This is a genomic window from Acinetobacter sp. WU_MDCI_Abxc222, from assembly GCF_025514755.1.
In the GTDB taxonomy this organism is placed as follows: Bacteria; Pseudomonadota; Gammaproteobacteria; order Pseudomonadales; family Moraxellaceae; genus Acinetobacter; species Acinetobacter geminorum.
Genome location: NZ_JAHPVG010000017.1, coordinates 25,359 through 38,482, shown reverse-complemented (window position 1 = coordinate 38,482; position 13,124 = coordinate 25,359). Strand labels below are relative to the sequence as shown.

The window sequence follows — 13,124 nt, the reverse complement described above, 5'->3', positions numbered from 1 at the left end:
CTTTTTGTATAGCGGTTTCTGATGTATTGCCTGCAACGTCGGTTACTATTGCTTTATATTGGTAAACACCATCAGCCAAATCTTTTTGGGTAACCGTTGTTTCCTGCCAAGTCTTTCCTTCATCTTTAGATATCCAGTAAATGATTTGGCTATTTACTTCTTGTCCGCTAATCTTTAAATCAAAAGTTTTATCTTGCGTAATTTGATCAGTTGCTGAAATGCCCGTATCAGCCAAAGCAGCTAAAGTCAGTTCACCTGCTTGCGGCGCTGTTGTATCCACAACGACTTTTTGCACACTGGTTTCAGATATGTTGCCTGCAACGTCGGTTACTACAGCTTTAAATTTATAAATACCATCAGCCAAATCTTTTTGAGTAACAGTTTTTTCCTGCCAAGTTTTACCATCATCGATAGAAACTAAATACGTTACTTGGCTGCCACTTTCCTGTCCTTCAAGCTTTAAATTGAAGTTTTTATCTTGCGTAATCTGATCAGTTGCCAAAACACCTGTATCACTTAAATCAGATAAAGTCAGTTCGCCTGCTTTTGGCGCCGTAGTATCCACAACAACTTTTTGTATAGCAGTTTCCGAAGCATTTCCAGCTCGATCTGTTACTACAGCTTTGTAGAGATAAACACCATCGGTTAAATCTTTTTGATTTACTGTCGTTTCTTGCCAAGTTTTTCCTTCATCGGTAGAGGCCAAATATATTACTCGGCTTCCACTTTCCTGTCCTTCAAGCTTTAAATTAAAGTTTTTATCTTGAGTAATCTGATCTGCAGTTGATCCCCCAGAATCTAAAAAATTTTTGAGACTCAAAGTTCCTGGCTCAGGAGGCGTCGTATCTTTAGAATCTTTCCGAGACAATAAAGCAATTGTTCCTGCTCCTGCTAAAGCGCTGACTACCCACGACCAGAGGGGTACAGAAGATGAACTATCAATAAGCTTTGGCGTATCTTTTAATTCTAAATAATTAACAGTGGTCTGTCCGCTAGCATCTTCTCCCAGATTAGCAGCCCAATAACTCTGCCCTTCATTTAAAAGAATTTGCGGGTTTTCGCTAATAAAATAGTTTTCTAAAACAATTTCAGTTCCATCTTTTAGATGAACAATTGCACTATTTCCTTCTCTTGTTATTGAAGAAATTTTTTCTGGATTTATATCGATTTTTGCGACTTCTTTAGGATTTACTACAATATTTTTTGTCTGGCCTACATTAATATCAACTGTATTATTTTTTGAAGCATTATTTGCCATTAATGATACTTGTACCATTTTTCCACCATGAAATTTTAAATATTATTAAGTTATTCTAAAATATTAAGATAAATAGATATTCATTTAATCAAATATTATTAACTATCATAAAATACTAAACCCTTATTGTAGCTACTTAAAATCGTGGCTTTTTATATAGTTAAAAATTTTTTATGTATCCATTAATATTATTTTTAAAATGATAAAACATTTAGAATGTTTTTCTATTCCCCATATATAGAATTTAAAGCTTAGGCATTGTAATGGATAAAATTTTATCAATCTACTCTTAAGTTAAATGTCTTATATAATTTTTATAAATTAAATTAATTGAAAAATCTTTAAATTGTAATTAAACCAATAATGATTAATTTTTCCATCATTTGAAATGACATTAAAACTATTTGGAACATGATAATGCAAACGGCTAGAAGTTGCTGTTCCTGCATGAATATCATAAATAGGATGAGCTATCTTTAACTGATAAATTTGCGTCAAATCATATACAGCGGTTTTATGCAAATGCCCATGTAACATTCCAAATAGTCCTGTTGTACTCCATTTTTCGAGTGCCATTTTTCCTAATACAGGACAATCTTTAATACCATGTGCATCATCAGGTGGAGTATAAAAAGGCTGGTGGAAAACAACTAATTTGATTTTATCCGCTGGCGCTTGCTGTAATCGCTCATATGTAGTTTGAATTTGCTCAATCGAAATATGTCCACGAGTATGATAACGACGGCGAATACTATTCACCCCAACAATATAAAAATGTTCAGTTTCTAAAGTCGGTTCAAGCTGGCCAAAAAAATATTGGTAGCGAGTAAATGGTGAAAAAAAACGATTCCAGACATGGTACAACGGAATATCGTGGTTACCAGGAACAACAAGATAAGGAATATTAAGGCTATCTAAAAACTGACGGCATTTATAAAACTGTTGATATCGGGCACGTTGAGTAATATCACCACTTACCACAATGACTTCAGGTTTATGTTGAGTGCAAAAAAGTCGGATTGCATCTAAACATGCCTCAACTTCTGTTCCAAAATGCAGATCAGACAGATGTAACAACATTTGGCACCATAATATTTAAAGCATTCTTTTCTACAGAGAAGTTTAAAGGTGTTTTCATCTCTAATATTTCACCATCTAAAGCTACTGTAAGTTTAGATCTTTTTGCACAATCTACCACCACATGATCTGCACAAAAACTATAAACATCTTGTGTCTCTTCTACTTTGCCTTGAATCCACTGCCACAACATGTTTAATAAACTAAGCCTATCACTTTTCGTAATGACCACTCCTGCAACTCGACCTTGTGCTGCACATTCGGCAATTCTTAGTTTCATATCACATAACTGCAACTGATTATTACCAAAGAAAATTAAAGGTGTTTTGACCGGATATTTCTTGCCATCAACTGTGACGGAAAGTTTCATGGATTTATTTTCTCTTAATAAGACATCCAAAGCTGAGGTATAAGCATGTAAAGGTAAACGCCCTAAGTATTTATTATAAAGCTCGCGTTTTTTTATAAATAATGGATAAAGTCCTAGACTCGCATTATTCAAATAAACATGGTCATTAATTGTCGCAATATGTACAGAGCGTGGTGTACCTGTAGCGATGACTTCAGCAGCTTCTAACAAATCTAAAGGAATATCCAAAACTTTAGCGACATAATTAAAAGTTCCCAAAGGTAATATTCCCATTGGAATATGAGTATGCCTAAGTTTTGATGCTACGGCATTTAAAGTTCCATCCCCACCCGCTGCAACAACAACACCTAAATTTGCATTTTGACTATGCCGATGTATCACTTGATTCATTAAATCCTCAAAAGACACATCTTCAGCTAATTCAAAAACTTGTATTTCGAAACCAAATTCGGTGAACACAGTCATTAACTGTTCATACATATCTTCATGTTTTGACGCATGAAAACCCGACTTTTGGTTATAAATGATAGAGAGAGGTTTTAAAGTCCGCATTTTTATTATCTTAGAGGGATTCGTCCTGAATATTGTATATAAAAACACCTAATAAAAGTCTCTTTATGTAAATTTTGAATGAAGATCATTTGTTTAATCAATAATAATTCTCAAGAAAAAAATAAGAATCAAGATATTGATTTTTAAAGAAATAAATAATATAAATAACATACATACAACATAAAAATATTGAGAATAAGATATTGCAAAAAACTACAAGTTAATGATTTAAATAAGAAAAAACAAAAAAGTAAAATATCTATTTCTTAGTCTTTAGTCTTATTTTTTTTGTGATTTTGTGCTTTAATACAGCCACTTTTTTATTTGATCTTTCATTGTACCTCTCAATGAATGACTTGTACGTTGTACATATTTTGAATAGGCCTCACCATGACCACAGTGAACGCACCAGAATTCGTTCGTCATCCTAAGCTTATTGCATGGGTTGAAGAAATTGCAAACTTAACCAAACCAGCAAAAATCGAATGGTGTGACGGAAGCGAAGAAGAATATCAACGTCTAATCGACTTGATGATCGCTAACGGCACCATGCAGCAATTAAACCAAGAAAAACATCCTGGTTCTTATCTTGCAAATTCTGACCCATCTGACGTTGCACGTGTTGAAGACCGTACTTACATCTGCTCTCAAAATAAAGAAGATGCTGGTGCGACAAACAACTGGGAAGACCCAGCTGTTATGCGTGAAAAGTTAAACGGTTTATTTGACGGTTCAATGAAAGGCCGTACGATGTACGTTGTTCCTTTCTCTATGGGCCCACTTGGTAGCCATATTGCTCATATCGGTATCGAATTAACTGACTCTCCTTACGTTGCTGTTAGCATGCGTAAAATGGCACGTATGGGTAAAGCAGTTTATGACGTATTAGGTACAGACGGCGAGTTTGTTCCATGTGTACATACAGTAGGTGCTCCACTTGCTGAAGGTCAAAAAGACGTTGCTTGGCCATGTAACCCTGAAAAATATATCGTTCATTACCCAGAAACTCGTGAAATCTGGTCTTTCGGTTCTGGTTACGGCGGTAACGCATTACTTGGCAAAAAATGTTTAGCTCTTCGTATCGCTTCTGTCATGGGACGCGAACAAGGTTGGTTAGCTGAACACATGCTTATTCTTGGTGTAACTAACCCTCAAGGTGAAAAACACTACATCGCTGCAGCATTCCCGTCTGCATGTGGTAAAACAAACTTTGCAATGTTAATTCCACCAGCAGGTTATGAAGGTTGGAAAATCGAAACTGTAGGTGACGATATTGCTTGGATCAAACCAGGTGAAGATGGTCGTTTATATGCGATTAACCCTGAAGCTGGTTTCTTTGGTGTAGCTCCTGGTACAAACACCAAGACTAACCCGAACTGTATGGCAACTCTTCATAAAGATGTTATCTATACAAACGTAGCGGTAACTGAAGATGGTCAAGTATGGTGGGAAGGTCTTTCTAAAGAAGTTCCAACAAACTTAACTAACTGGAAAGGTCAACCTCACGTAAATGGTGAAAAAGCAGCGCATCCAAATGCTCGCTTCACTGTTGCAGCTGGACAATGCCCTTCTATCGATGCTGACTGGGAAAATCCAGCAGGCGTTCCAATTTCTGCATTTATCTTCGGCGGTCGCCGCGCAGATACAGTTCCTTTAGTTTCTGAAGCTTTCGACTGGGTTGACGGTGTATATAAAGCGGCAACTATGGGTTCTGAAACTACTGCTGCTGCTGTTGGCCAACAAGGTATTGTTCGTCGTGACCCATTCGCGATGCTTCCATTTGCTGGCTATAACATGGCTGACTACTTTGATCACTGGTTAAGCCTTGGTCAACAAGTAAGTACAAAAGCTGAAGCAGCTGGTAATAAGTTACCAAAAATCTTCAATGTAAACTGGTTCCGTCGTGATGCTGAAGGCAATTTCGTATGGCCTGGTTTCGGTCAAAACATGCGTGTTCTTGAGTGGATCATTGATCGTTGTGAAGGTCGTGCAAACGCTGTTGAAACTCCAATTGGTCTTGTTCCAACATATGACGACTTGAACTGGGAAGGTACTGAATTCTCTAAAGAAGAATTTGACCTAATCACAGCTCAAGATAAAGATCAGTGGATTACTGAAATTGAAAGCCACACTGATTTATTTAATAAACTCGGTGATCGCTTACCGAAAGCATTAAAAGAACGTCAAGCAGCTTTACTTGAAGCTGTAAAAACTGGCTTCTAATTGCTATATATAAAAAAGGTCGCCATGTGCGACCTTTTTTATTATGCGGCATCGTCTTTTTGTCGACGCTCAGATAAATAAGCTTCTAATATTTTTACCTGTTTTTCATCAAATGCTAGACCTAGTTTTGTTCTACGCCACAATATATCCTCAGCAGTAGTCGCCCATTCATATTCACATAAATATTTGACTTCGCATTCAAATAAATCATTTCCAAAATTCTGGCCTAATTGCTCTATTGCATTTTTCTCTCGGAGCATATTCCAGACTCTTGTGCCGTATGAATGCGCCCAACGGTTAGCAAGTGATTCAGACACTCCACTTACACGTGACTGAAGCTGATGCGTTAAATCATCTAATGTTGTCCAGTTTTCAGCACCAGGTAATGGCTCATCTACAGTCCACTCTTCTGCCATGTCATTAAAAAACGCAGACAAATGCTCTAAAGCAGCTTCGGCTAATTTTCGATAAGTTGTGATCTTGCCACCAAACACAGATAACAATGGTGGCTTTCTCTCTTCTGCTTGTAGCGCCAAAGTATAGTCACGTGTAATCGCTGAAGGATTATCAGACTCATCATCACATAAAGCACGTACACCCGAATATTGGCTTACAATATCAGCCCGAGTTAACTGCTTTTTAAAATGTGAATTGGTCACTGTTAAGAGGTAATCTATTTCTACATCGGTAATCTCTACCTTTTGTGGATCACCTGTATATTCCTGATCGGTCGTGCCAATTAGTGTATATTTTTCTAAATAAGGAATGGCAAACACGATGCGTCTGTCTTCATTTTGCATGATAAATGCTTTATGACAATCATAGAGTTTAGGCACAACAATATGACTTCCTTGGATCAGCCTAATTCGATATGGCGATTTTAGATTCAGATTTTCACTAATAATTTCTTCAACCCAAGGGCCTGCTGCATTCACTAATGCTCTTGCACGTATCTGGTAAAACTCTGCTCCACTTTGTAACTCCAGATGCCACAGCTCTTGTTCCCTATAAGCTTTAATACAACGCGTACGTGTTACGACTTTGGCGCCTTTCTCTTTAGCCTGCAATGCATTTAACACCACAAGACGTGCATCATCTACAGTACAGTCAGAATATTCAAAACCACGCGTTATAGCCGGTTTTAAAGGACTATTTTCTTTGAAATAAATAAGATTTGAGCCTAATAATTTTTCTCGTTTTCCCAAATGATCATAAAAAAACAAGCCCGCCCGAATTAACCATGCAGGACGTAAATGTGGTCGATGAGGCATAATAAAGCGCATTGGTTTAATAATATGTGGAGCTTTAGCCAACAACACTTCACGCTCTGCTAAAGCTTCTCTAACCAGTCGAAATTCTTTATGCTCTAAATAGCGCAGACCACCATGAATTAATTTGCTGCTAGCAGATGAGGTGTGACTAGCTAAATCATCTTTTTCACATAAAAATACCGATAGTCCACGGCCTGCAGCATCATTAGCAATACCAACACCATTAATACCGCCACCGATCACGGCAATGTCATATATTTTTGAATAATCATTAGGCTGTATTTTCATTTCTCATTTTCTTTTTATTGTTGATCTTATAAAAATTAAAACACCAAATTGAAGAAACAACAATCAAAAAAGTAGAATAATCAATTTTAAATAACCAAGTATTTAACCGTTAATTGATTACCCTACTATTGAATTCAACCAATTAAAGAACGAATTAATCCTCAGCCCAACTTTGACTACGCTTAACTGCCTTGAGCCAACCTTTATAAATAATTTCTGATTGTTCAGAAGACATTTTTGGCTCAAATACCTTTTCTATGGCAGATTTATTTCTTAACTCATGTAAATCTTGCCAGAAACCCGTCGCCAGTCCAGCAAGGAAAGCTGCACCCAAAGCTGTGGTTTCTTTCATTATTGGACGTTCTACTGGTGTTGCTAAAATATCGGCCTGAAATTGCATTAAGAAATTATTTTCCGTCACTCCCCCATCAACACGGAGTGTACGGAGCTTTTCTTCTGCATCTTGCTGCATTGCATCCAAAACATCTCGGGTTTGAAAAGCAATAGACTCTAAAGTTGCACGAATAATATGTTCAATACTGGCTCCACGTGTGAGACCAAAAATTGCTCCTCGCGCAGTTGGATCCCAATACGGTGCGCCCAACCCTGTAAAAGCAGGTACAACATATACACCGTTACTGTCTTTCACACGTGTTGCATAAAGTTCAGAATCTTTAGCATTCTTAATGACTTTTAATTCATCGCGTAACCACTGCACGCAAGAACCCCCATTAAACACGGCACCCTCTAACGCATAGTTCACCTCACCACTCGCACCACATGCAATAGTAGTTAGTAATCCATGTTCTGAACGGACAATCTTCTTACCTGTGTTCATTAATAGAAAACAGCCTGTGCCGTAGGTATTTTTTGCCTGGCCAGACTCAACACACATTTGACCGAACAGTGCGGCTTGTTGATCACCTGCGATTCCTGCAATGGGAATACCAACTTCTTGACCACTAATGGTATGTGTATATCCATAAACCTCAGATGAGCTACGTACTTCGGGTAACATTGCTCGAGGAATATCTAAAACTTGTAAAAGTTTTTCATCCCATTCTAGCTTTTCGATATCAAACAGCATAGTTCGTGAAGCATTGGTAAAATCAGTGACATGGACTGTACCATTGGTTAGTTTCCAGATTAACCAAGTATCCACCGTACCGAACAATAACTCTCCTCGCTCAGCACGTTCACGGCTTCCTTCAACATGGTCTAAAATCCATTTAATTTTTGTGGCCGAAAAATACGGATCAATCACCAAACCCGTTGTTTTACGTATGTATTCTTGCCATCCTGCTTTATGCAATTGATTGCATATCTCAGTCGTTTGTCGACTTTGCCAAACAATCGCATTGTAAATAGGCTTGCCTGATTTTTTATCCCAAACAATTGTGGTTTCACGCTGATTTGTAATCCCAATTGCTGCAACTTGCTCACTCTTAATGCCTGCTTGAGCTAGAGCCTCTACCCAAACAGCACTTTGCGTAGCCCAAATTTCCATAGGGTCATGCTCGACCCAGCCAGGCTGCGGATAAATCTGGGTAAATTCTTTTTGAGCAATACTTACAACGTTAGCATCATGGTCTAAAACAATTGCTCTTGAACTCGTTGTTCCCTGATCAAAAGCAACAATATATTTTTTCAGGCAATTTGACATCTGAATGTCCCTTTCATTATCCACACACATCTAGTCCACAATGCCAAAACATCATGCCTAACTGTATTTATTTAAAATTTTCTTTGGAATATATCATTATTTTTAAGGCATATAGGTTTTCTTCGCCCAAACTCTACTCATTCTTTATTAGTTTTTACTATTTGGAAAAAAATAATAGGCTAAATAACCGAATAAGATCATAAAAATGGACTAATCGGCTAATTTGAAATCATATAAATATTCAACTTATTCCTTTGCTTAAATAATAAACATTGTTTTACAGACATAAAAAAAATAAAGTGAAATACTCCTCTAGAAAATATGTAAAAACGGAATAAATCTTCTCTTTTTTAGCATTCAACCCAAGCGAAACATGGAGCGACTCATGGTTGATCAACCTTCTACCGCAACAACTCCACATTCTAATTTAGATACAAAAACTCGTCTAAAATCCATTTTGGGCGGTTCTGCCGGTAACCTTGTTGAATGGTATGACTGGTATGTATATGCAGCATTTACGCTCTATTTTGCTCATGCTTTTTTCCCGAAAGGTAGCCAGACGGCTCAGCTCCTTCAAGCGGCCGCAATTTTTGCTGTAGGCTTTTTAATGCGCCCAATCGGTGCATGGATTATGGGAATCTATTCAGACCGTAAAGGTCGTAAAGCGGGTCTGACCCTTTCCGTCACTTTAATGTGTATAGGTTCGCTTCTTATTGCCGTGACACCAAGTTATGAAAGTATTGGTGTATTTGCCCCTCTTCTTTTAGTTGTCGCTCGTTTAATTCAAGGTTTAAGTGTAGGCGGTGAATATGGTGCTAGTGCTACCTATTTAAGTGAAATGGCTGAGAGAAATCGACGAGGTTTTTTCTCTAGTTTCCAATATGTCACCTTGATTGCTGGGCAGCTCACAGCTCTATGCGTTCTATTAATATTACAAATGGTATTAAGTGAAGAACAACTACATGATTGGGGATGGCGTATCCCATTCTTTATCGGTGCTTTACTTGCGATTGTAGTTTTCCGTATTCGACGTGGCCTACTAGAAACTCAATCTTTTAAAAATGCTCAGGCAGAGACAGACCAGCCAAAATCAGGCATGTTTGCTTTATTTAAACATTACCCTAAAGAAGCTTTCACAGTATTATTTTTAACAGCTGGCGGGACTTTAGCTTTTTATACTTACACGACCTATCTGCAAAAATATTTAGTCAATACTTCTGGATTTACCAAACCTGAAGCCACTCAAATTACAACTTTAGCGCTATTTATTTTTATGTGTCTACAGCCTGTAGCAGGTGCTTTATCGGATCGCATTGGTCGAAAACCTCTTATGATTTTCTTCGGAATAACAGGTGTTTTATTCACATACGTTTTATTTGATGCTCTCGCAAATACACATAACTATTGGACAGCTTTCTGGTTATGTTTTGGAGGTCTCGTGATGGTGACTGGCTACACTTCAATTAATGCTGTAGTGAAAGCCGAACTTTTCCCTGCGCACATTCGCGCTTTAGGAGTTGCATTACCTTACGCGATTGCCAATACGTTATTTGGTGGAACAGCAGAGTTCTTTGCTTTAAGTTTTAAAGAAGCTGGGCATGAATCTTGGTACTTTATTTATGTAAGTATCATGATCTTCATTTCTCTCATTATTTATATTTTTATGAAAGACACCAAGCATCATTCAAAAATCAAAGAACATTAATACTTTACCAATAAGGGCTAATATCGTTCGCCGATGTTAGCTCAAATCATGAGATTAAGCCCCAACAACCTTTGTATTTTATGAGATACTAGCTATAAGAAAATAAGGACGATACTGATGAATAGAAGTATTTTATGCTTGGCATTAAGTAGTATGTTTGTTTTAACTGCTTGTCAGACTACCCCTCGACAATATAATGGTTCAACTGGATACCAGATTGAAAACCAAACAAAAACTTCAGCGACTTTAGCTTACACTTTAGCGGGTCGTAGTAACCAGCAACTCGATGAACGTAAATTACAACGCGCTTGTCAGAATGTACTAGGTGCTCAGAAAGTTTATAAATTATCAATTTTGAGTATCAACGAAATTCCTAATCCAGCGAAAGATGAGCATTATGGAATTCAACTCGGCGAAACTCGTGCTTCTTTTGGTTTATCAAATACACCTAGCTTAAATAATGGTGAGGACTATGCAACTCGCCAAGCGCTTGAAGCACGTCCAAGCACATTAAAAGTTGTTCGTTATACTTGTTCATAAAATAAAAAAAGACGCTGTTCTTTTACAGCGTCTTATAAAAACTTACATTTCTAAACTCTTTAGCTTCATCTAGATCAGGCCATGTAGAAGCACTTCTTTCATCAATCTTTTGATATTTAGGATGACTAAAGTTCTTAACACGGCTATCAGCCACCCAGACTTCTGGGGCAAATTTTAAAAATTCATCTAAGAAAAAGCGGTTACATTGATCGTATAAAACATCAGCTGCCAATAAAATATCAACATGCTCGGCCTTATATAAATCATCTAAATATTCTAGCTCAACATTATTAAGTAAAGCGTTTTCACGGCAAGCATTCAAACTAACTTGATCGATATCACAGCAGATGACTCGTTTCGCTCCTGCCATTTTTGCAGCAATTGCCACTACACCAGAACCAGCTCCGAAATCCAAAACAACTTTATCTTTAACATGTTGCGGCTCTGCAAGTAACCACTGTGCCATTGCTAAACCAGATGCCCAACAAAAAATCCAATACGGCGTATCATTCCAAATACGGCGAATAACTTCATCATCCAATCGATCAGTTGGAAAAACTGGTGGAATCAACCATAAAGAAATAGGCGTTTCAGGCAACTGTTGTGCCATCAACTCACAATTGGGAATAACTTCATTTAGTGCTTGAAGTAAATGTTCAGGGGCTTTGGCAAATTGAAAGGTGCAGCTCATAAATAAGCTCAAAAATTTATAATTACTATTTGATCATCTACATCGCGAGCAAGACTAAAACAGCGGCTTATAACATGATAGCGTTTAGTTACTAAAAAATACGTTAGTTCAATTCCAATGTATTAATTACAGCAACCGTTTTGGTCTTGCGTAGCTTCGCTACTCATCCCGAAAGAAAAGTAACATACGAGCTCCTAACATTTGCGTTAAACGGTAGGACGCCGTCGTGAATAAATTAAATTAACCTAAAGCTTTTTCAGCAGCTTCTACAGTTTGACGGATCAAAGTTGTAATGGTCATTGGACCAACACCACCCGGTACTGGTGTGTAAGCAGAAGCAATTTCTTCAATACCTTGTAGTTGAATATCGCCTACGCCACCGCCATCACGAGGATGGAAACCAGCATCTACAACCACTGCACCTTGTTTAATCCAATCTTTTTGGATAAGTTCAGCTTTACCAACTGCACCCACAATAATGTCAGCTTGCTTCACAAGCTCAGGTAAGTTTTGTGTGCGTGAATGGCAAATCGTTACTGTTGCATTGGCTTGCAAAAGCATCATTGCCATTGGTTTACCTAAAATTGCTGAACGACCGACTACAACCGCATGTTTACCAGCAATTTCGATATTGTTTTCTTTTAAAATAGTCATAATGCCCGCAGGAGTTGCTGAACCATATGCAGCTTCGCCCATAGCCATACGGCCAAAACCAAGACAAGTTACACCATCAACATCTTTAGCTAATGAGATTGCATCGAAACATGCGCGCTCATCAATTTGCTCAGGAACTGGATGTTGTAAAAGAATGCCATGTACATCTGGATTAGCATTAAGTTTTTCAATTTCAGCTAATAACTGTTCTGTTGTCGTTTCTTGTGGCAATTCAATTTTTAAAGAGTCCATGCCTACTCGACGGCAAGCATTTCCTTTCATGCGTACATAAGTTGCAGATGCGCCATCATCCCCAACTAAAATAGTCGCCAAAATTGGGGTACGACCTGTTTTAGCTTTTAAAGCTTCAACACGTACTGACAAATTTTCTTCAATTTGCTTTGCTAATGCGCGACCGTCTAAAACCAATGCCACAGCACATCTCCAAGGTAGACATGAATTTAATGTGCCAATAATACATGATTATTTGGACAAATTTATTCTAGATGTTGCTTTTATGTTCATCTTATCTCAAAACAGTATTGTTTTTTTTGTAAAGGTTGCTAATATGTGCATCACCAAATGTAGGCGGGGTGGCAGAGTGGTCATGCAGCGGACTGCAACTCCGTGGACGCCGGTTCGATTCCGACCTCCGCCTCCAAATTTGGTAAAGCCCGGGTGGTGAAATAGGTAGACACAGGGGATTTAAAATCCCCCGCCCACAAAGCGTGCCGGTTCGAGTCCGGCCCCGGGCACCATTTTCTAGTACAGAAATTGGTGTCATAAAGAATCCAGCGAAAGCTGGTTTTTTTATGTCTAAAAAAAGGATGCT

At 37.9% G+C, this 13,124-nt stretch carries 10 protein-coding genes and 2 tRNA genes; 5 read left to right on the top strand and 7 right to left on the bottom strand.

Going from position 1 to position 13,124, the window contains the following annotated elements; all coding sequences use genetic code 11:
- The 3 genes from KTJ10_RS16940 to KTJ10_RS16930 all read right to left on the bottom strand — a co-directional run.
- Positions 1-1,276, bottom strand: a 1,276-nt coding sequence (locus KTJ10_RS16940) for an Ig-like domain-containing protein (RefSeq protein ID WP_262442488.1), incomplete at its 3' end; no start/stop codon positions are given.
- A 303-nt stretch (positions 1,277-1,579) separates the two neighbouring features.
- Positions 1,580-2,338: a metallophosphoesterase family protein gene (locus KTJ10_RS16935; RefSeq protein WP_199975721.1), complete on the bottom strand. Its 759-nt coding sequence runs from the start codon at positions 2,336-2,338 to the stop codon at positions 1,580-1,582.
- The gene (locus tag KTJ10_RS16930) at positions 2,319-3,257 is read right to left on the bottom strand and encodes a diacylglycerol/lipid kinase family protein (protein ID WP_199975720.1); all 939 of its coding nucleotides are present in this window, start codon (positions 3,255-3,257) and stop codon (positions 2,319-2,321) included. Before KTJ10_RS16930 ends, KTJ10_RS16935 begins: the two co-directional genes overlap by 20 nt.
- A 390-nt stretch (positions 3,258-3,647) precedes the next feature.
- On the opposite strand from KTJ10_RS16930, the gene KTJ10_RS16925 reads away from it, so the two are divergent.
- Entirely contained in the window at positions 3,648-5,480 is a 1,833-nt protein-coding gene (locus KTJ10_RS16925; protein ID WP_086264434.1) for a phosphoenolpyruvate carboxykinase (GTP), read from the top strand.
- A 41-nt stretch (positions 5,481-5,521) separates the two neighbouring features.
- Here the strand turns inward: KTJ10_RS16925 and glpD are convergent, their stop codons facing one another.
- Positions 5,522-7,039 (bottom strand): glycerol-3-phosphate dehydrogenase, encoded by a 1,518-nt coding sequence (glpD, locus tag KTJ10_RS16920; RefSeq protein ID WP_262442487.1) that lies wholly within the window; start codon positions 7,037-7,039, stop codon positions 5,522-5,524.
- A 154-nt stretch (positions 7,040-7,193) separates the two neighbouring features.
- Positions 7,194-8,702, bottom strand: a complete 1,509-nt coding sequence (gene glpK / locus KTJ10_RS16915) for a glycerol kinase GlpK (protein WP_262442486.1) — start codon at positions 8,700-8,702, stop codon at positions 7,194-7,196.
- A 373-nt stretch (positions 8,703-9,075) separates the two neighbouring features.
- On the opposite strand from glpK, the gene KTJ10_RS16910 reads away from it, so the two are divergent.
- Both KTJ10_RS16910 and KTJ10_RS16905 read left to right on the top strand, forming a co-directional pair.
- Entirely contained in the window at positions 9,076-10,407 is a 1,332-nt protein-coding gene (locus KTJ10_RS16910) for an MFS transporter (protein WP_130173306.1), read from the top strand.
- A 117-nt stretch (positions 10,408-10,524) separates the two neighbouring features.
- Entirely contained in the window at positions 10,525-10,947 is a 423-nt protein-coding gene (locus tag KTJ10_RS16905; RefSeq protein WP_108009229.1) for a hypothetical protein, read from the top strand.
- Between the two features lie 22 nt (positions 10,948-10,969).
- Here the strand turns inward: KTJ10_RS16905 and KTJ10_RS16900 are convergent, their stop codons facing one another.
- Both KTJ10_RS16900 and folD read right to left on the bottom strand, forming a co-directional pair.
- Positions 10,970-11,638 (bottom strand): class I SAM-dependent methyltransferase, encoded by a 669-nt coding sequence (locus tag KTJ10_RS16900; protein ID WP_199975717.1) that lies wholly within the window; start codon positions 11,636-11,638, stop codon positions 10,970-10,972.
- A 240-nt stretch (positions 11,639-11,878) separates the two neighbouring features.
- Positions 11,879-12,727, bottom strand: coding sequence for a bifunctional methylenetetrahydrofolate dehydrogenase/methenyltetrahydrofolate cyclohydrolase FolD (gene folD, locus KTJ10_RS16895; protein ID WP_002115552.1), 849 nt, complete (start codon positions 12,725-12,727; stop codon positions 11,879-11,881).
- 152 nt (positions 12,728-12,879) lie between these two features.
- Here folD and KTJ10_RS16890 point away from each other — a divergent pair.
- Both KTJ10_RS16890 and KTJ10_RS16885 read left to right on the top strand, forming a co-directional pair.
- Positions 12,880-12,953 (top strand) — tRNA-Cys (locus KTJ10_RS16890).
- A gap of 11 nt (positions 12,954-12,964) precedes the next feature.
- Positions 12,965-13,050: transfer RNA gene (locus KTJ10_RS16885), tRNA-Leu, on the top strand.
- Positions 13,051-13,124: the final 74 nt, after the last annotated feature.

Excerpts from the sequence above, each read along its gene's own strand:
- glpK (WP_262442486.1), bottom strand. The coding sequence starts at position 8,702 with ATGTCAAATTGCCTGAAAAAATATATTGTTGCTTTTGATCAGGGAACA.
- KTJ10_RS16935 (WP_199975721.1), bottom strand. The coding sequence starts at position 2,338 with ATGTTGTTACATCTGTCTGATCTGCATTTTGGAACAGAAGTTGAGGCA.
- glpD (WP_262442487.1), bottom strand. The coding sequence starts at position 7,039 with ATGAAAATACAGCCTAATGATTATTCAAAAATATATGACATTGCCGTG.
- KTJ10_RS16905 (WP_108009229.1), top strand. The coding sequence starts at position 10,525 with ATGAATAGAAGTATTTTATGCTTGGCATTAAGTAGTATGTTTGTTTTA.
- KTJ10_RS16900 (WP_199975717.1), bottom strand. The coding sequence starts at position 11,638 with ATGAGCTGCACCTTTCAATTTGCCAAAGCCCCTGAACATTTACTTCAA.
- KTJ10_RS16925 (WP_086264434.1), top strand. The coding sequence starts at position 3,648 with ATGACCACAGTGAACGCACCAGAATTCGTTCGTCATCCTAAGCTTATT.
- KTJ10_RS16910 (WP_130173306.1), top strand. The coding sequence starts at position 9,076 with ATGGAGCGACTCATGGTTGATCAACCTTCTACCGCAACAACTCCACAT.
- KTJ10_RS16930 (WP_199975720.1), bottom strand. The coding sequence starts at position 3,257 with ATGCGGACTTTAAAACCTCTCTCTATCATTTATAACCAAAAGTCGGGT.